The following is a 20500-nucleotide window of genomic DNA, read 5'->3' on the forward strand; positions in this document are numbered from 1 at the left end:
TAGGCAAGTATAAATCCCGGAAGCTATGGATGCTCTTTTAATACTGCTTTCTATGCTTTTTAACATTCAATTCCTCACCTATCAATTTTATCATATCATCCATGTTTTTCAAATCCCTTCGTCAAAATTCCTCTTTTCATAATTATATCAATATTTTTTATAATCCGATAGAAACTATCTGTTTGTCATGAGCTTCTTCCAATGAACAGACCGTCTATACTCGGTTCCTTTATCAGTGCTTCAGTATTTACCATACTCAAATTTATTATTGAGGCTTACACCCCCTTGAAAAATATTATAAAAAGGTTTATAATTGGTAAAAATCAATATGGACATATCAGCGATGATAAAAGCTACGATTTGTGAACTTCTTCAGAGAGCCGATGGTTGGTGGGAATCGGTGAAGGACCAAATCTTTCCACTTTTGGAGCTGTTGGCGATGAGTCAAAGGCTGGTACCCTTTACAGTACTGACGAGTGGTCGGCTCTTTTAGCCGGCAATTTGGGTGGCAACGCGGATCCTTCCGTCCCATTAAATTGGGACAGAAGGATTTTATATTATATGCATAACGGCTGTTTTTGCCTGCCTGTACCTTTAAAATAATTAATTTAAATCGAGTATATGTAATTAAAAATTTGTAAGGAGGAATATTATGATTGATTTAAAATTTCTCAGAGAAAATCCTGAAATTGTTAAAGAAAATATCAGAAAGAAGTTTCAGGATCATAAGCTGGAACTGGTAGATGAAGTCATCGCTCTGGATATCGAAAACCGCAAAACCAAACAGGAAGCCGACAATTTAAGATATGAACGCAATACCCTGTCAAAGCAAATAGGAGTCCTTATGGGCCAGGGCAAAAAAGATGAAGCCATGGAACTTAAGAAAAAGGTTACAGAGCAATCCGACCGTCTTAAAGAACTGGAAGAAAAAGAGGCCGAATTAAACGAAAAAATAACCAAGATAATGATGATTATACCAAACATAATCGATCCCAGTGTTCCTATAGGTAAAGATGACAGTGAAAATGTAGAACTTCAAAAATTCGGCGACCCTGTTGTTCCCGATTTTGAAATACCCTACCATATCGATTTAATGGAAAGATTAAACGGTATAGACCTGGACAGTGCCAGAAAAGTTGCAGGAAACGGCTTCTACTACCTGATGGGAGATATCGCAAGGCTCCATTCGGCCATTATTTCCTATGCCCGTGACTTTATGATAGATAAGGGTTTCACTTATTGTGTTCCTCCCTTTATGATAAGAAGCGAAGTTGTTACCGGTGTTATGAGCTTTGCCGAAATGGAAGCCATGATGTATAAGATAGAAGGGGAAGACTTGTACCTGATTGGTACCAGCGAACATTCCATGATTGGTAAATTTATAGATACAATTATACCTGAAGAAACTCTGCCCCAGACTCTAACCAGCTATTCGCCTTGCTTCCGTAAAGAAAAAGGAGCACACGGTCTTGAGGAAAGAGGCGTATACAGAATTCATCAGTTTGAAAAACAGGAAATGATCGTGGTATGTAAACCCGAAGACAGTATGATGTGGTTTAATAAAATGTGGCAATACACCGTAGAATTGTTCCGTTCTTTGGATATCCCGGTACGGACCATCGAATGCTGTTCCGGTGATCTTGCTGACCTTAAGGTTAAATCTATAGACGTGGAAGCATGGTCGCCAAGACAGAAAAAATATTTTGAAGTAGGAAGCTGCTCCAATCTGGGTGATGCCCAGGCTAGAAGGCTTAAAATTCGTGTAGTCGGCGAAGGCGGCAAATATTATCCTCATACATTAAACAACACAGTAGCCGCTCCTCCCAGAATGCTTATAGCATTTTTGGAGAACAACTTAAATGCCGACGGTTCGGTCAATATTCCCAAAGTCCTTCAGCCTTATATGGGCGGAAAGACCATTATAAAGTAATATAAATCATAAGATCCTTTATGAAGGTTAAACACATAACGAAATAAGGCTTTGGTTTAAAGTTTATAAAACGGCTGTAATAAAATAATAACACACCGCTTTGATTTGATAATTATATTATCAAATCAAAGCGGTGTGTTTATAGAATTACCTTGTTATCTTCAAAGGTCTCATCATCTCATTGTCTTCATGATCCAATAGATGACAGTGCCATACATATCCTACCCCTGAAGCAGGATCAAAGGAGAAATAATTTTCACCGGGTTGTGACAAGCCTTCAGGTACATCCTGCGGGCTAAATCTTACCCTAATTCTGGTTACCTGGCCTGGATGAACTATAACCGTATCCTTCCAGCCTCTTTCGTTTTCAGCAGGCGGAATCGGTTCTCCTATTAAGAACGGCTCTACGGGTATTGCTACGGGAGGTTTTTTAAGAGGCAACGGCCCGTTTATCCTGCTCCATTCTCCTTCATAGGCATTTACATTAAAATTATGCCGGCCGATGATCTGGAACTGGATCAGATGTAAATGAATTGGATGGGAGCCAGCGGTCAGACTTACAATATACCAGTCCTCAGTGGCACCCACTATGGGAGTTTCTGTAACGTTATCCGTCCACAACTGTCCGTTAAGAAGCATCATGGTTGGTATACCGCCGGATGCCGCAATATCATTTACAGTTAAAATCCGTCTTGGCACATCGGCATACAAAGTCGGAATATAATTTAAAACTTTCGGAAGTTCCTTGGGCTTAACGGGTTTAGCCGCATCTAATGGAACCGTAAATTGCATTATTTGACCGACCGTTTCAGGATCAGGCGGAGCACCAAAAGGATACGGAGCCGGTGCATTATTTAAAAGAACTATTTTCGTACCCGGCTCAATACCCGAAAAGTCCACTACAATATCAGCTCTTTCACCAGGTGCAATCAAAAGTGATTGCAATTCTGCGGGATACTTTAGCAATCCTCCGTCACTGCCAATCTGAGTAAATTTCATACCGTTTGAAAAACTGAGATTATAGAATCTTGAGTTTGAACCGTTAAGTATTCTGAAACGATACTGGCGTCTTTCCACATCCAAGTTAGGCCATGCCTTACCGTTTACCACAATAACATCTCCGAAAAAGCCCGGAGACCAATAAGGATTTTCTTCGGGAGTAGTTCCCTCATTTATAAACAGCAAAGAACCGTCAGTATTAAACATCTTATCCTGTATAATCAAAGGAATCTCATAATCTCCTGAGGGTAAATCCAATCTTTGCTCGGAAAATTTCTTTTTAGATACCTTTTCATCCCTAAGAAGATAAAAACCGGCCAGACCGGCATATACATTTAGCCTTGTCATACCTAACGTATGATCATGATACCACAAGGTTGCCGGCTCCTGAGTGTTAGGGTAGGTATAAGTATCACTTACAAAAGCCGGTCCGTGTTTTCCATCATGAGTAAACCAGGCTTCAGGATGGCCATCGCTGTCTGACTGCACCTCGACGCCGTGTAGATGTGTTACCGTCGGTACAGGCCACTGGGCATTCTTAAATCCCGGCGGGAAAGACGGCCACGGTTTCGGCGGGTCCATGGGCATACCGTTAGGATTTGCCCAATGCAGAGTAGGATCTACCGCCAAAAAATGAGGTTCCTTAATCTTGTTTTTCCATTTTACCACGACCGGTATGCCCCGTTTTGCCTCAAAGGTACTTCCCGGTGAACTGACATGATAAATCAGTTTATTCGTTTTAGGATCATGAACAAATCCACCGTAACCGTATACCTTGGTCTTTGGGAATCCGGGCGGCAATATCTGCTGCATTGTCTCGCATATATCAATCTTGTAATGGTGCTGTATCTGAATGTGGTGCTCACCATTTTTCTTTATTTTTTCCTTAACCGTTTGAGGGAAAAAAGTAAGAGGTTTTTCCAATTTATTTACATACTTTGGTATTGCAAGAGGATCCAGTTTTTCAACCCGAACAACCGGCGTTTCCTTTGGCTCTTTGCTTTTTTTAATTTTCCCGAACTTTTTTAATTTTTTTAATTCTTTAGATTCTTTTATGGTAAGATTCTTCCTTCTTTTCTTTGATAGATTCTTTTTTAATTTTCTTCTGCCTCTATGTGATCTTTTGCCACTATTTGATAAAGCCATAAAAAGCCTTCTTTCCGAATGTTCTTAAAATATATTATGAAACATTCGTCAAGAAGGTTCTTATTTCGACCGTATTCAAATATTATATTATCACCAATTTTAATATAACATTAAATTCTGTAAGTTCCAAAATGTATATTTAAAGAGATCAGTAAAATCTTTTATAAATTCACATAAGTAGGCTCATGCCCTATGGCAGGAAGCACTTTCCTTGTAAGATCTGCCGTTTTAAAACGGATCCTTGATGTATTGATGCAAGAATAACAGACAAAATAAGTTTCAGGTCTGCCCTGATATACTGTATAGCTCATATTTTCCCTTCAATCCTGTATTACTGTTCAGTCATTATAAGTATATATGTACAAATCATCTTTAATTTCCTGTATTATAATTCTAATGCTATTATACATTAACCTCTAATTCTTCATTAACCATCGAAATTAGCTTTTCCTTCAAATCCATTACTATTTCCAGTTTTGTTTCTTCAATTATTTGTCTTACTTTATCATTGTTTTCTTTAGCTTGTTCCAAAAACACTTTCCAGTTTGCCGGTATAGTATCAAATCTTAGCAAAAAGTCGGCAAACAAATTTATATCCTTGTATCTGCTTAAATCTTTTCCTTCCAATTGCTTTGTATCCGTAATGAATAAAGCCTTGAATAACTCATATAAATTGGCTTTAATCCGCTCAAGTTCAGCTTCATCCTTTCGGCCTTCAGCCTTATAAGCCTCAACGGTACGTTTATATCCTTCAATCTTTTCATTTAGGAATGAAAGATATTTTTCCTTAACTTTATTCATCGATCTCCCTCTTCTATTATTATATATTGAAATTTTTAAACACTGGCAGTCGTAAGTGACAATATATCAAAAAGCAGCTTTTATAAAAAACTATTTTAAGTGAAAATATTTGTAACGGCAGAATTTGAATTAGATATAAACAGAATAAAATAAACGGTAATTTAAAATTATTATAGCTGATATTACTAACGGTGACAATGTAATAAAATATAATTCTTATATTAAGATATGACAACTTCAAATATAAAATGAAGTTTCATAATATTCTGACGATCTATACAGAAATGAAAATAATTATAAATTATTAATATAAGCAGCATGTATTTGCGACAGCATCTTTAAATAAGCCAAAGAAAAGCCATAAACGGCTAACCGGGCTATAAACCATGAAAATGAACTTATAACTAAGGATAATATGACTGCATATACAAAAAAAATTCCAACGTTATTATAAACGTCGGAACCCTTAATAACTGATGCAGTCGAGGGGACTTGAACCCCTACCCAGAAAACCCGGACTAGATCCTTAGTCTAGCGCGTATGCCAATTCCGCCACGACTGCCTATATTTTTTACGCTAATTTTTCTAGCGAACGAATTATATTATAACAATATTTAATCTAAAAAGCAATACTAAACTTAAAAGAAATTGATAGAAATTGAATGAAAAATTCTTACAATTTTAAATTTTTGCCTGATTTAATCAAAAGGTGACCAGTTAAAACTACTTCGTATATCCAAGTTTTATTAATAAACAGACCGGTACCATTCAAAGTTACCGGCCTTTTGTCGTTTTTTAAATGGATGTTATACGGTGTAGAAATAATTATAATTATCCTCTTTTTACTTATTATAAACAATAGTTTTATTCCTTAATGTTTTGTTTGCCATATCAACGTAACAAATGCTTTCCTGATCAGTATTAATTATTTTCAGTAGCAGAAATCCGTCTTCACTACCTAAGGAAAGCCGGGCTTCCGGTTCCTCATACAATAAATACAACTCCCCATTATCATAAAGATAAGCCCTATATTTTGATGAATCTTCCGATATCCACGCGATGTAATCATCAGCTCGTACCGCATATAGTATATTTGAACTTCCAACTTTAATACATTCTTCCAAATCGTTTGTATAAATATTTGCAGATTCAATATAGAAACACCCGTCATCCTCATTTTTTAAGGCATAAGTTATCATTCCGTTATAAACTGACGGAATAACAAACGATTTTGCCATTTTTAAGTCATCTAAACTGAATTTAAATGACTTATTAGTGTCAAGGTCAATAACATGAATGTTTTTATCATCATTGCTGATAAATTCATATAAGACCAAATATTTATCAAAAATATGCATCTGATCAATCTCAGAATATTCTTTAATGCTCCATATTTTACCATTCTCTAAATCATACTCATAAATTAAACTTGTTACGGCCTCATTCATCTTAATATAATTCCAAAACAGCCTTCCTTTATATTCACATATGTGATATATTCTTCCGTATCCTGATTCCCCTTCGTATTCATACACTGTCTGCCAGGTTCCGGTATCCATATTAAAACGCATAATGCATAATTGCCGGCTTGATATGCCTTGACTTAAACCATCTATTTTAGCTGCTTCGGCATATACTTCATTTCCGTTAAAGCAGTAAATGCCAATTTCGTATTCAGGATCGGGTAAAGTGTAATCTTTGAAATTTTTATATTCTGAAACAGATTCTTCAGTAAAATAATCGCTAACCGGTTGAATCTGTCCGGAAAAATGTTTTGACAAATCCAAATCAACCTTGTTGCTGTCGGTATTTGCCAACTTTTTGAATGAACCCGAGCATGATACTATAAGTATACATATGAAGAATATGCTTAATACAGAAGATAATCTGGTGTTAAAAATTTTTTTATTTTTCTTCATAAAACATATCTCCTTTAACTTTTGATAAATCTATTTATATAGACAAGCAAACAATAAATTTGCAACATCTGTTTACAACATTTTTTAAATATCTGTTTAAATTTTTCTATTACTAAAATATTGGTATCATTTTTCTCTCCGTGCATATAATATACTAAAGTTATTTATTAATTATATTTCAATAATCTGTCAGACGCAAACATAATTTGCTAATGAATGTTTATAATTACAGGTATCAATCTGAAAATATATATTTATACCGCCTGATTTTTATTAGGTTAATAATATATTTAAAATTTACATTTTAAGGATTGACATTTAAAAAATCATATAATATACTTGATGAGTAAACAGCAACGGCGCTGTGGAAATATTTCCACAGCGCCGTTTTTATTTTATTAAATTTTAAAGAGAGGATGGGTAGATATGAGCAAAGTATTCATACCAAAGGCTTATCGTTCAGCTTTAACCTTGTATGAAACACAGACTGCAATCGGCATGATTAAGAGGATTTTTGAGGACAATTTATCTAAAGCCCTGAACTTGAAACGGGTATCGGCTCCGCTTTTTGTTGAGCCTCAAACCGGTCTTAACGATGACTTAAACGGAGTAGAGCGTCCGGTTGAATTTGATATTAGGGAAACCCAAGGTACGGCACAGATTGTTCACTCCCTGGCCAAATGGAAACGTTATGCGCTTCACAAGTACGGTTTTAAAGTCGGTGAAGGCTTGTATACCGATATGAATGCGGTACGCAGAGATGAGGATATGGATAACCTTCACTCCATATATGTTGATCAGTGGGACTGGGAAAAAGTTATAGACCGCGAAACCCGAAACGTTGAAACACTAAAAGATACCGTACGTAAAATTGTCGGTGCAATCTGCGAAACACAAAAAGAGTTAAAAGCACATTTTGCCGGACTTCCCGATCTGCTTTCACCTGAAGTAAGCTTTATAACCACTCAGGAACTGGAAGATATGTATCCGGAACTTTCCCCGAAGGAAAGAGAAAACGAATACCTAAGAGAACATAAAACTGCCTTTATAATGCAGATCGGCGATCTTCTTAAATCCGGCCAGAAACATGACGGAAGAGCTCCCGATTATGACGATTGGCAGCTTAACGGAGATATCGTATTCTGGAACGATCTTTTAGGATGTGCTCATGAAGTTTCATCCATGGGTATCAGAGTAGATGAAGTATCTCTTAAAGAACAGCTTGTAAAAGCAGGCTGTGAACATCGTGCCAAACTGCCCTTCCACAAAGACTTACTCGAAGGCAAACTGCCTCTGACTATGGGCGGCGGTATAGGTCAATCCCGCCTGTGCATGCTCCTTCTCGGAAAAGCGCACATCGGCGAGGTTCAGGCATCTGTTTGGGATCAGGAGACTATCTCAGCCTGTGAAGCTGCCGGAATAATATTACTGTAAAATGTACATAAGTAAAAGAAAAAGGGGGAATTAAAATGAAGGATGTACCTAATTTGTTCGGCAGTATGGTTTTTAATGATGCCGTTATGCAGGCCAGACTGCCCAAAGATATATATAAAGCATTAAAGAAAACAATGACAGAGGGAACTCATCTTGAACTTGACGTAGCCAATGTTGTAGCCAATGCTATGAAAGATTGGGCTGTAGAAAAAGGGGCTACCCATTATACCCACTGGTTCCAGCCGATGACCGGCGTTACGGCAGAAAAGCACGACAGCTTTATATCTCCTCAAAAAGACGGTCGTGTCATCATGGAATTTTCAGGAAAGGAACTGATTAAGGGAGAGCCTGATGCTTCAAGCTTCCCTTCAGGTGGTTTAAGGGCTACTTTTGAAGCAAGAGGTTATACCGTTTGGGATTTAACATCCTATGCCTTTATCAAGGACGGTACCCTATATATACCTACGGCTTTCTGTTCATACAGCGGTGAAGCTTTGGATAAAAAGACTCCTCTGCTTAGATCCATGGAAGCCCTTGATAAACAAGCTATGCGTATCCTTAGGCTTTTCGGCAACAAGGACGCAAAAAGGGTTATTACCACTGTAGGTCCCGAACAGGAATACTTCCTTATAGATAAAGAAGTATATTTAAAGCGTCCTGATTTAATTTACACCGGCAGAACCCTGTTTGGCGCAAGGCCTCCCAAGGGGCAGGAAATGGAAGACCACTACTTTGGCAATATCAAGCCTCGTGTGGCCGCATTTATGAAAGAGCTGGAGGAAGAATTATGGAAACTTGGGGTTCCGGCAAAAACCAAACACAACGAGGTTGCTCCGGCACAGCATGAGCTGGCCCCTGTGTTTGGTACCACAAATATAGCCACCGACCATAACCAGCTTACCATGGAACTTCTAAAGAGCATAGCCAACAAACACGGCCTTACATGCCTGCTCCATGAGAAACCTTTTGCAGGTGTCAACGGAAGCGGCAAGCACAACAACTGGTCTATTTCCACCGATACCGGAGTAAACCTGCTTGAGCCCGGCGATACACCTTATGAAAATGCTCAGTTCCTGTTATTCCTGGTGGCTGTAATCAAGGCAGTAGACGAATATCAGGATCTTCTTAGAGTATCCGTTGCCAGCGCAGGCAACGACCACAGGCTTGGAGCAAACGAAGCCCCTCCGGCTATCGTATCCATGTTCTTGGGTGATGAGCTTACACAGCTTCTTGAAGCTATTGAAAACGGTACTGCCTACCAAGGTAAAGAAAAACACCAAATGGAAATCGGTGTTACGGTACTGCCTCACTTCCCTAAGGATACCACCGACCGTAACCGTACATCACCGTTTGCATTTACCGGCAACAAATTCGAGTTTCGTATGCTTGGCTCTGCATTCTCGATTGCAGGTCCGAATATAGTTCTGAATACTGCTGTTGCAGAAGTATTGAGGGAATTTGCGGATGTTCTAGAAAATTCCGAGGACTTTAAAGGTGATTTGACTAAACTCATACAAAAGACCATTAGTGAACATAAGCGCATCATCTTCAATGGCAACAACTACTCTGAAGAATGGGTACAGGAGGCAAAAAGACGCGGCCTGTCTAATCTGAAGACTACAGTTGATGCACTTCCCGCCTTTGTATCACAAAAGAGCATAGATTTGTTTACCCGCCATCATGTATTTACCGAAACTGAAATTCATTCCCGATACGAAATTTTGCTTGAAAATTACAGCAAGACCCTGCATATCGAAGCTCTGACCATGATCGATATGGTTAAGAAAGGCATTATTCCTGCCTGCGTAAGCTATCAGAATGAAGAACTGCAGCTTCTTAACAGCAAAAAAGCATGCGGAAGCAGTTTCGACTGCACACTTGAAGAGCAATTGGTAGATAAACTCTCAAGGCTTTCTTCCCGTTTGGTTAAGAAGCTTGAAGAGCTGGAAAACACCTTACTTGAATCAAAATCTCAAAGTGACGCTTTAAGTGTTGCCAGATTCTATCGTGACAAAGTATTTGTAGCCATGTCCGAGCTTCGTCTTATTGTAGATGAACTTGAAACTGTTGTTGCAAAGAAATATTGGCCGTATCCTACTTATGCTGAGATTTTATACAGTGTAATCTAATCCGGTCAATTAATTTACGGTAAGAATTTAAACTATGAATAGGCGCAGAAAAAACACTTATAAATCACCTGCTGCCATTTCCTTAACCTAATAAAGGTGATTTATAAGTGTAAATTATGCCCTTAATTATTAAATCCCTATTTACTTATCTTAAACTCCGGTATTTATCAAATTTAGCAATTTGAATGCTATGATATTTATTGCTATGGTTTTTACTATGATGATTTTAACTTTGATATTTATAAATTAGACACTAAGTTTATAAACATTTTTATCTTCTTTAATCTCACAAAATCTACGTCTGCCAAGGCTTTATTATTCAATTATAAACTTCATAGCATTAAATTCTTAATTCTTTCCATTGCTGTAATCACTTTTTCCCTGTCGCCAAAGGCGGTCAGCCTAAAGAAGCCCTCGCCGTTATTTCCAAACCCTGCCCCCGGTGTACCCACAACCTGTGCGTTTGTAAGCAGATAGTCAAAAAACTCCCAGGATAACATATTTTTCGGACATTTAAGCCAGATATAAGGGGAATTTTCTCCGCCCACAAACCATATGCCAAGCTTTTTTAAGGTATCGGTTATAATCCGGGCATTTTCCATATAATAAGCTATATTTTCTTTTATTTGCCCAAGGCCTGTGTCCGAAAATACCGCTTCGGCACCTCTTTGTATAATATACGGAACCCCGTTAAACTTAGTGGTCTGCCTTCTTAACCATAATTTGTTAAGCGGTACACCGTCTCTTATAAGTTCCATGGGTATAACAGTATACCCGCATCTTGTTCCGGTAAAACCGGCTGTTTTGGACAAAGAGCAGAATTCTATGGCACACTTCTTTGCTCCCTCAATCTGATATATGCTTGTAGGCAGTTTCTCATCCTGAATATAGCTTTCATAAGCACTGTCAAATAAAATTACCGCATCCCTTTTTAAAGCATAATTAACCCATTCTTTCAGTGCCTCTTTGCCGTATACGGCTCCGGTCGGATTGTTTGGTGAGCAAATATATATAATATCAGCTTCCACTTTATAATCGGGCATAGGAAGAAAATTATTTTCCTCATTTCCGTTCATAAAAATAATCTTTCTTCCATCCATTATATTGGTATCAACATATACCGGATAAACCGGATCTGGAATAAGCACGGTATTGTCTGTTTCGAATATGTCAAGGATGTTGCCGAGGTCACTTTTGGCTCCGTCGCTTATAAAAACTTCCTGCTCGGTTAAGTCCACACCCTTTTTCTTATAATAACCGCATATAGCCTGCCGTAAAAAGCCGTAGCCCTGCTCTTCGCCGTATCCTCTGAAAGTTTCCTTATTTCCCATTTCAAAAGAGGCCTTACTTAACGCTTCTACGACAGCCGGTACCAGAGGCCTTGTAACATCTCCTATGCCTAGGCTGATTACTTCCTTATCCGGATTTTGCTCTTTATATTCCCTTACTTTTCTTCCTATTAATGAAAACAGGTAACTGTCCTTTAAATTTAAATAATTTTTATTGATTTTCATAACTACCCCTTTCTCATTCTTATTTCATTACAAGGATTCCGTTTCAAAATACATGCCTTTTAAGGGTGTCTTTTATCCTTTTAATTTCCAGGTGTTTAAAGTGATTTTATCAGCTTCACACAGAAGTATGATGTATTCATAAATGTATCTATAAATGCATTTACAAATGTATCTATAAATGTATTTATAAATGTTCATAATAGTATTACATTAAGTATTACATGTATTACATAAAGAATTTATTAGGTATTACATAAAATTTACATTAAATATTAAATATTGCTGTATGCTGTTAATAAAAATTTATATTTATGTGTTTTAAAATAAAATTATTCATGCTTTTTAGCAGGTAAGGTTTTCCCTTGTTAACAGATCCGCTAAGATGGCGTGTATACAATACATTCTTATTCTCTATCTTTTTCTCTATCTTTCATATTTACTTTTAATTAAATCTAATGTGTATTTTATTTTACACTCTGATCGGCCTTACATGAATATTTTCTTTCATCAGGTATTCCTTTATTTCCGCCACTTTATAATTCCTCTCCATTCTCGGAGAGTAAAGCATACTGCTTATTATAGCAGCCTGGGCAGCCGTCTTTGAAAAAAGCTCTTTTAAATGTTCGGGTTTTCCTGCCCCGCCGGATGCTATCAAAGGAACCGATACGGCCTCACCTGCCATTTGCATAAGCTCAATATCATAACCTGACAGGGTACCGTCATTGTCGATACTGTTTATGCATATTTCTCCGGCTCCCAGGTCCTGCCCCCTTTTTATCCATTCTATGGCATCCATTCCGGTTGCCAGGCGGGCACCGTCAATGTATACTTCATACCCGCTCGGAATTTTTAAAGATTTTTGTGTTCTTTTAACCTGAGTGGAAAGAACTATGCACTGAGATCCGAAAGCCAAAGCCCCTTCTTTTATAATAGCCGGGTTTCTTACGGCCATAGAATCTATGCTGATTTTTTCGGCTCCCGCCTTAAGGGCCTCATGCATATCTTCAAGGTTTTTTATGCCTCCGCCCACGGTAAAAGGGATAAATATACGTGCGGCAACTTTTTTAACCACTTCTATATTAATCCTTCTTTTTTCGGCACTGGCTGTTATATCATAAAATATAAGTTCATCAATCTGTTCATCATACATTACTGAAGCCAAATCTTCTGCTGGACCCACATCTATATTGTCCTGAAACTTTACGGCCTTGGTTACCCTGTCTCCTATAATGTCAAAACAGGCTATTAAACGTTTGGTTATCATTATAACCTCCCTCCTTTCAAAGAGAGGAAACCGTTAAGCAGTGAAAGGCCGGCTTTCGCACTCTTTTCTATATGAAACTGGGTTCCGTATATATTTCCCTTACATACCGCCGCCGTAAACAGACCGCCGTAATCCGCCGTACCCCAAATATGGCTCTTATCTTCCGGAACTACATAATATGAATTAACAAAATAAAAATAATCGTCTTCAGCTTTATATCCCATATTTTCCGAGAAAGTAACCTTATTCCATCCCATCTGGGGCACACGAACTTTTTCACGGTCAAACTTTACCACCTGTCCGGGCAAAAAGCCCAAGCAGTCGGCATCATCCTCCTCACTGTGGTCAAAAAGGATCTGCATACCTACACAGACTCCAAGAAAAGGTACCTTATTTTCAAGAACAGCCGTCTTTATGGCATCAATAAGACCCAGTTCCTTTAGAGATTCCATAGTAGCTCCGGCAGAGCCTACACCGGGCATTATGATGTGGGTCATTTGAAGCACTCTTTCAGGCGTATTTACCAGTTCAGCTTTGTAACCCAGATGTGCAACTGCCGATAATACACTGGGGCCGTTTCCTGCCTTATAATCTATTATACCGATCAAGTTATCTCCCCATTTCTATTTATGTTTTTATGTATCATAACAGATGACTGCATAAATATACAATATAAAAATTAACCAAAATAATTTTTTAGGAAACGAATGATTATATGAAAATACCTTAATTTTTGTACCATAAGGATAACATCTTTATTTACCTGTATTTATCGAATTTTCTTATATATAATTTTTTAATATTAATCTTTTATTTAATTTTCTTATATTTATGTGTATAATCTTATTTGTTTATATGTATAATCCTGCATTTGCCTATATAAACTTTCATCATCCGTTCCCGATACCGAATCGTTTTATATTTCCACCTCTCCGTCAAAAACCTTCTTGCAGTCACCGGTCATGTAAACCGTATTGTCGGTATAGCGGATTATAAGGTCGCCGCCTAAGAGCTGTACCAAAATATCCTCATCTTTCTTACAATATCCATTCAGTACCGAAGCTACGGCAGCCGCACAGGCACCGGTTCCGCAGGCCATAGTTTCACCGCTTCCCCGTTCCCAGACTCTTATCTTTATATTATTTTCCCCTAAAACCTGCACAAACTCGGTGTTTACCCTGTCGGGGAACAAAGGATTATGTTCGAATAAAGGCCCGATTTCGGAAAGCTTAAGTAAGTCCACATCCCCGCAAAATACCACGCAGTGAGGATTTCCCATAGAAACGCAGGTTATGGAATACTCTTTATCCCCTATAACAACGTTTCGGGCTATTATACTCTCCCCCGACAGGTTTACGGGAATGCTTTTAGGATTAAGTTCGGCTTTTCCCATATCGACCCTGACGGATGAAACCAGGCCGTTTTGGGTATAAAGTTTAAGCCTTTTTATTCCCGACATAGTTTCTATAGCCATGTCTTTCTTGCGGACGATATTATTGTCATACAGGTATTTTGCTACACAGCGGATAGCATTGCCGCACATCCTGCCTTCACTGCCGTCCAGATTGAACATCCGCATCCTGGCATCGGCCTTATCTGATGGCAAAATCAGGACTATTCCGTCGCTGCCTACTCCGTAATGACGGTCGGACAAAAATACCGACAAAGATTCGGGGGAATTTATCTCAGTATCAAAACAGTTAATGTATATATAGTCGTTGCCGCAGCTTTGCATCTTTGTAAATTTTAGTTTTAAATGCTCACTTCTTAAATCATTTATATCAATCAGTTCTGTGTTAATCTCGGAATACCCGGACAAAAGGCATTCCGCCAAAGCATCCGCCGTATTTACCGAGGTTAGGCAGGGGATTCCTAACGCCACAGCCCGCCTTCGAAGTTTTACGTCATCCTGGGCCGGATCTCTTCCCTTAGTGGATGTGGAAATTATGTAGCTTATTTTTCCGCTTTCAAGAAGCGATGCCGTATTGTTTTCTTTTTCTTCGTGTATTTTACCTACCGCATGTACTTTTAAGCCTCGTTTTGAAAGGTAATCAGCCGTTCCCCGGGTAGCATAAAGGGTAAAGCCGCATTTTAACAACTTTCTTGCAATAAATACGGTTTCGGGTTTGTCGCTGTCTCTTACGGTAATTAAAACTCCGCCCTGTTTTTTTAGCCTGTATCCTGCCGCAACCAGACCTTTATATAAGGCTTCCCTCAGATTCTTTCCTATGCCTAAGACCTCTCCGGTAGATTTCATCTCCGGGCCCAGGTGGGTATCCACATCCGCCAGTTTTTCAAACGAAAATACAGGCACCTTAACGGCTACATAAGGAGGGATTTTCCCTATACCACTTTTAATTCCCATAGTTTCAAGAGTCTCACCCATGCTGACTCTGGTAGCCAGTTCGCACATGGGTACCCCGGTTACCTTGCTCATATAAGGTACCGTTCGGGATGCCCTCGGGTTTACCTCTATAACATAAATTTCATTCTCATGCAGAATATACTGGATATTAACAATGCCTTTTACCTGAAGTTCTATACAAAGTTTTTTGGTTATATCAAAAATTCTTTCGGCAAGCTCGTCATCCACATTTACCGGAGGATATACGGCTATACTGTCTCCGGAATGGACCCCGGTTCTTTCTATATGCTCCATTATACCCGGTATAAATACGTCCTCGCCGTCACTGATGGCATCCACCTCAAGCTCTATTCCCGAAAGGTATTTATCGATAAGGACCGGATTTTCCTGCTTGCTGCTTAAGATAATTTCCATATACTCGCAAATATCATCCGGATCAAAGGCTATAATCATGTTCTGGCCGCCAAGGACGTAAGACGGCCTCATAAGAACCGGGTATCCCAGTTTTGCCGCTGCCGTCAAAGCCTCGTCTGTTGTCATGACGCAGTAGCCTTTGGGCCGGGGTATATTTAACATTTCCAGCAACTCATCAAAACGGTTTCTGTCCTCGCAAACATCTATGCTGTCGGCAGATGTCCCTATTATGGGAACCCCTCTTTCATGAAGTTTTTTTGTAAGTTTGACTGCCGTTCCACCGCCGAATGCCACCACGACACCCACGGGTTTTTCGATTTCTATTATGCTCATTACATCATCTATGCAAAGCGGCTCAAAATACAGGCGGTCTGCCGTATCAAAGTCCGTAGATACGGTTTCCGGGTTATTGTTAATGATTATTACTTCATATCCCATCTTTTTCAGGGTCCAGACACAATGTACGCAGGCATAGTCAAATTCAATACCCTGACCGATACGAATAGGCCCGCTTCCTAAAACTACTACACGGGGTTTATCCGACTTTTCGATAAACTCCAGGGCTTCATTTTCCACCGCATCCGAAACCGAATAGAAATAAGGGGTAACGGCGGCAAATTCGCCCGCACAGGTATCTACCATTTTGTATTTGTAGGAAACCGTCTTTTTAGGCATAATGTTGTCTGCAATATTTTTCAGTTTATATAAGAACCAGCGGTCAACTTTTGTGATATCGAATATTTCATCTATGCTTATACCTCGCCTGATTGCTTCATAGATTACAAATAGCCGTTCATCGGTAGCCTTGTTTAATAGCTTTTTAATTTCTATATCGCTCTTGGATAAAAACTTAGGCAATACCAGATCTCTTAAGCCTATCTCCGCTCCTCTTACCGCCTTTAATATAGCCTCTTCAAAGCTATCGGCAATAGCCATTACTTCTCCGGTAGCCTTCATCTGGGTACCCAGTTCTCTTTTGGCATATACAAACTTATCAAAAGGCCACTTTGGAAATTTAACGGCCACATAATCGAGAGCCGGCTCAAATGCCGCATAAGTATTGCCGGTCACCGCATTTACTATCTCATCCAGATGATATCCGATGGCAATTTTGGTTGCAACCTTTGCTATGGGATAACCGGTAGCCTTGCTTGCCAGGGCGGATGACCTGGAAACTCTGGGATTTACTTCTATAACCGCATATTCAAAGCTGTCGGGATTTAAGGCAAACTGACAATTACAGCCCCCTTCCACCCCAAGGGCATTAATTATGTCAAGGGCCGCGGTCCGAAGCATCTGATATTCCTTATCGGCTAGTGTCACTGCCGGGGCAATAACTATGCTGTCTCCCGTATGTATTCCGACCGGATCAAAGTTTTCCATGGAGCAAACGGTAATCGCATTTCCGGCCCTGTCCCTCATAACCTCAAATTCAATTTCTTTCCAGCCTGCTATGGATTTTTCCACAAGTATCTGATGGATGGGCGACATAGCAAGGCCCCCCTTTGCGATTTCTATAAGCTCAGCCCTGGAATAAGCTATACCGCCTCCTGTTCCTCCTAAAGTAAAGGCGGGACGCACAATCACGGGGTAACCCGTTTCATCCGCAAACTTTAAAGCCCCGTCAACATCGGTTGCTATAACGGAAGGTACTACCGGCCGGCCTATCTGCTTCATGGTTTCCCTGAATAAGTGTCTGTCCTCGGCCTTGTCAATCGCCTCCGGGGAACTGCCAAGAAGCCTAATATTCATTTTTTCAAGGAAACCCTCTTTGGCAAGCTGCATGCAAAGATTAAGCCCCGTCTGACCTCCCAGTCCCGACAGGATGCTGTCGGGTCGCTCTTTTTCTATAATCCGCTTTACGGTAGTAAGGGTAAGAGGCTCTATATAAATTTTATCCGCGATATTTTTGTCTGTCATAATGGTCGCAGGGTTGGAATTGATAAGAACAATTTCAATTCCTTCCTCTTTAAGCACACGGCAAGCCTGCGTTCCTGCGTAGTCAAATTCCGCAGCCTGACCTATAACTATCGGGCCGGATCCGATAACAAGGGTCTTTTTGATACTTTTATCAACAGGCATGCTTATTTTCCTCCATTCTATCCACAAACAAATCAAACAGATACCTGGTGTCATGGGGACCGTGACAGGCCTCAGGATGAAACTGAACCGAGAATGCTTTGGTCTTTTTATACCGTATACCCTCACAGGTACCGTCATTGACATTGACAAACCATTCCTCAGCCAGATTTTTGTCAATAGTCTCTCTTTTGACCGCATACCCATGATTTTGGCTGGTTATGTAAACCCTTCCCGTGTTCATATCCTTAACGGGCTGGTTGGCTCCGCGATGACCGTATTTCAGTTTATATGTCTCAAAACCGTGGGCCAGGGCAAGAAGCTGGTGTCCCAGGCAGATTCCGAATATAACCGTTCCTGTCTTAATAAGTTCCTTTAAATTTCTGATAATCTCCGTATTCTCTGCCGGATCACCCGGCCCGTTACTGAGCATTATTCCGTCGGGAGCCAGGTCCATTATGTCCGTATAAGACGTGTTCCAGGGAAGTACCCATACGTTACAACCCCTTTTTAAAAGCTCTCTCTTTATGTTCTCCTTTAAACCGAAATCAAGCAAAGCAACGGTATATTTTCCGTTATCCGATTTATAAAACTTCCGCTCAGTGCAGGAAACTGCCTGAACAGCATTTTTTATTCTGTATGAGCATATTTCATCCAAAGAAACCTTATCCGGGCTTTCTTTTGTAATCCGTCCGTTCATAACACCCTGTTCCCTTATTATCCTTGTAAGAGCTCTGGTATCAATTCCGTAAAGCCCGGGAATATTTCTTTCCTTCAAAAAAATGTCAAGCTGACCCTCACTGCGAAAATTTGAGGGGGCTTGGCATGGTGTTTTAACTATATATGCTAAGGGACCGACGGATGTGCTTTCAAAATCCTGTGATATTACTCCATAATTGCCTATAAGGGGGAAGGTATGAAGCACAATTTGACCGTAATAACTAAGATCCGTAAGGGTTTCCAAATATCCGTTCATTCCTGTGGTAAATACAATTTCTCCCGTCACATCCTTCTCGGCCCCGAAACTAAAACCCTCAAAGACCATACCGTTTTCCAAAATCAAATACAGGGTGCTCATTCTTTTACACCTCCTCCAGGTCCTGCTTTGTTACGGATACTTTACACTTATGGCCCGTAAAGCATCCGGTACAAAAGCTTAGCCTGCATTTTTTACATGCTTCTTTTAATCCTTCGATACTTATATATCCTAAACTGTCCGCTCCGATCTGTTTGCAGATTTCATCAATGCTCATTTTATTTGCAATCAGATTATCAGGGCTGTCTATATCCGTTCCGTAATGACAAGTATATCTAAAGGGAGGAGAGGAAATCCGCATATGAACCTCTTTGGCACCGGCACTTTTAAGGCTTCTTACTATCTTCTCGCTGGTGGTTCCCCGTACTATCGAATCATCCACCAATACTATTCTTTTTCCTTCAATGTTGGCTTTAAGGGGATTTAGCTTTAACCTTACCGCGTAATCCCGCATATCCTGGGTAGGATATATAAAGCTTCTTCCTATATATCTGTTTTTTACAAACGCCGGAACCAAAGGAATATTGCTTTCAATGCTGTATCCTATGGCTGCTTCCAGGCCAGAATCCGGAACACCGCAGACAATATCAGCTTCTACAGGGTATTCCCTTGCCAGGGCTTTGCCCATATTTACCCGGGCTTCATAAACACTAAGCCCGTCGATTACCGAATCATGCCTTGCAAAATAAATGTATTCAAAAATACAAAGACCGCCGGTTTCATCTTCATTCTTAAGTACGACTTCTTCGTATGTTATTTTTCCGTTCTCGATAATAATTACTTCACCCGGCCTTACGTCACGGATGTAATCAAAGCCGCAGGTATCAAGCGCACAGCTTTCCGAGGCTACGGCTATCCCGTCGGAATTTTTCCCTATGCAAAGCGGTCTGTACCCTTTCGGGTCCCGAACGGCTATCAGTTTATTTTCGCTGCCGGCTATAATCAGGCTAAATGCCCCTTTTAAATATCCCCCGGCCTTTATAACTCCTTTAAGGGTATCCTGCTCTCTGGTAATGTGATAGGCTATTAAGGCCGATACCACCTCACTGTCGCTGCTGGAATTAAAGTCAACCCCGTAACTTTTAAGCTGTGTCCGAAGTTCCAGTGCGTTGGTGATATTGCCGTTATGCGCCGTGGCAATACGGCCCGTAAGATATTCTGTTATGAAGGGTCCAACGTTTTCTTTAGTATTGCTGCCTGTGGTTGAATATCTGGTATGGCCTACGGCAATATGACCTTTGAGGCGGTTTTGGAGTACGTTTCCGGAGAAAACTTCGCTGACCAGCCCCAGATTTTTGTGGTATAAGATTTTCCCTTTGGATACTACGGCTATGCCTGCCCCCTCCTGGCCCCTGTGCTGCAGGGTAAGTAATCCGTTATAAGTAATTCCGGCAGCTTCCTCCTTCAGGGTAGAAACTCCGAAAACCGCACATTCTTCATGAATTTTATCGCTGATTTCCATAAACATTA

The 20500-nt window shown here is 39.9% G+C and carries 13 protein-coding genes, 1 tRNA gene, 1 pseudogene and 1 other annotated feature; of the genes and pseudogenes, 3 read left to right on the forward strand and 12 right to left on the reverse strand.

Translation table 11 applies throughout. The features are described from left to right. Nucleotides 1-334: 334 nt before the first annotated feature. Nucleotides 335-534 (forward strand) — a binding site (T-box leader). A 118-nt stretch (nt 535-652) separates the two neighbouring features. After that, the gene (gene serS / locus HHT355_RS11575; protein ID WP_103203607.1) at nt 653-1930 is read left to right on the forward strand and encodes a serine--tRNA ligase; all 1278 of its coding nucleotides are present in this window, start codon (nt 653-655) and stop codon (nt 1928-1930) included. Nucleotides 1931-2077: 147 nt separating this feature from the next. Here the strand turns inward: serS and HHT355_RS11580 are convergent, their stop codons facing one another. From HHT355_RS11580 to HHT355_RS11600, 5 genes are all read right to left on the reverse strand, one after another. Then, a complete protein-coding gene (locus HHT355_RS11580; protein ID WP_103203608.1) occupies nt 2078-4075 on the reverse strand; it encodes a multicopper oxidase family protein in 1998 nt (665 codons plus the stop codon). Between the two features lie 161 nt (nt 4076-4236). After that, nucleotides 4237-4386 carry a YbaK/EbsC family protein gene (locus HHT355_RS13665; protein WP_158245962.1) on the reverse strand — a complete coding sequence of 50 codons (150 nt, stop codon included), beginning with the start codon at nt 4384-4386 and terminating at the stop codon, nt 4237-4239. Between the two features lie 91 nt (nt 4387-4477). Next, a complete protein-coding gene (locus HHT355_RS11585; RefSeq protein WP_103203609.1) occupies nt 4478-4876 on the reverse strand; it encodes a hypothetical protein in 399 nt (132 codons plus the stop codon). 477 nt (nt 4877-5353) lie between these two features. Then, nucleotides 5354-5438, reverse strand: a tRNA-Leu gene (locus HHT355_RS11590). A 280-nt stretch (nt 5439-5718) separates the two neighbouring features. Then, on the reverse strand, nt 5719-6795 hold the full coding sequence (locus HHT355_RS11600; RefSeq protein WP_103203611.1) for a hypothetical protein: 1077 nt from the start codon (nt 6793-6795) through the stop codon (nt 5719-5721). A 426-nt stretch (nt 6796-7221) separates the two neighbouring features. Here HHT355_RS11600 and asnA point away from each other — a divergent pair, with 426 nt between their 5' ends. Together asnA and HHT355_RS11610 are read left to right on the forward strand one after the other, a co-directional pair. Then, the gene (gene asnA / locus HHT355_RS11605; RefSeq protein ID WP_103203612.1) at nt 7222-8229 is read left to right on the forward strand and encodes an aspartate--ammonia ligase; all 1008 of its coding nucleotides are present in this window, start codon (nt 7222-7224) and stop codon (nt 8227-8229) included. 35 nt (nt 8230-8264) lie between these two features. Then, nucleotides 8265-10358 carry a glutamine synthetase III family protein gene (locus tag HHT355_RS11610; protein ID WP_103203613.1) on the forward strand — a complete coding sequence of 698 codons (2094 nt, stop codon included), beginning with the start codon at nt 8265-8267 and terminating at the stop codon, nt 10356-10358. 332 nt (nt 10359-10690) lie between these two features. On the opposite strand, the gene HHT355_RS11615 is transcribed toward HHT355_RS11610, so the two are convergent. From HHT355_RS11615 to purF, 7 genes and pseudogenes are all read right to left on the reverse strand, one after another. Continuing rightward, nucleotides 10691-11872, reverse strand: a complete 1182-nt coding sequence (locus HHT355_RS11615) for an LL-diaminopimelate aminotransferase (RefSeq protein WP_103203614.1) — start codon at nt 11870-11872, stop codon at nt 10691-10693. Nucleotides 11873-12341: 469 nt separating this feature from the next. Further along, nucleotides 12342-13136, reverse strand: coding sequence for an imidazole glycerol phosphate synthase subunit HisF (gene hisF / locus HHT355_RS11620; protein WP_103203615.1), 795 nt, complete (start codon nt 13134-13136; stop codon nt 12342-12344). Beyond that, a complete protein-coding gene (hisH, locus tag HHT355_RS11625) occupies nt 13136-13744 on the reverse strand; it encodes an imidazole glycerol phosphate synthase subunit HisH (RefSeq protein WP_103203616.1) in 609 nt (202 codons plus the stop codon). Before hisH ends, hisF begins: the two co-directional genes overlap by 1 nt. 308 nt (nt 13745-14052) lie before the next feature. Then, nucleotides 14053-14871 (reverse strand): diaminopimelate epimerase, encoded by an 819-nt coding sequence (dapF, locus tag HHT355_RS13985; protein ID WP_408609720.1) that lies wholly within the window; start codon nt 14869-14871, stop codon nt 14053-14055. A gap of 42 nt (nt 14872-14913) precedes the next feature. Beyond that, nucleotides 14914-17997 (reverse strand): annotated as a pseudogene (carB, locus tag HHT355_RS11630) (carbamoyl-phosphate synthase large subunit); the annotation flags it as partial. Next, nucleotides 17987-19072 carry a carbamoyl phosphate synthase small subunit gene (locus HHT355_RS11635; protein WP_103203618.1) on the reverse strand — a complete coding sequence of 362 codons (1086 nt, stop codon included), beginning with the start codon at nt 19070-19072 and terminating at the stop codon, nt 17987-17989. The pseudogene carB and the gene HHT355_RS11635, both read right to left, overlap by 11 nt. A gap of 4 nt (nt 19073-19076) precedes the next feature. After that, a complete protein-coding gene (purF, locus tag HHT355_RS11640) occupies nt 19077-20492 on the reverse strand; it encodes an amidophosphoribosyltransferase (RefSeq protein WP_103203619.1) in 1416 nt (471 codons plus the stop codon). Nucleotides 20493-20500 lie beyond the last annotated feature (8 nt).

It is taken from the genome of Herbinix hemicellulosilytica (assembly GCF_002904165.1).
GTDB classification, from domain to species: domain Bacteria; phylum Bacillota; class Clostridia; order Lachnospirales; family Lachnospiraceae; genus Mobilitalea; species Mobilitalea hemicellulosilytica.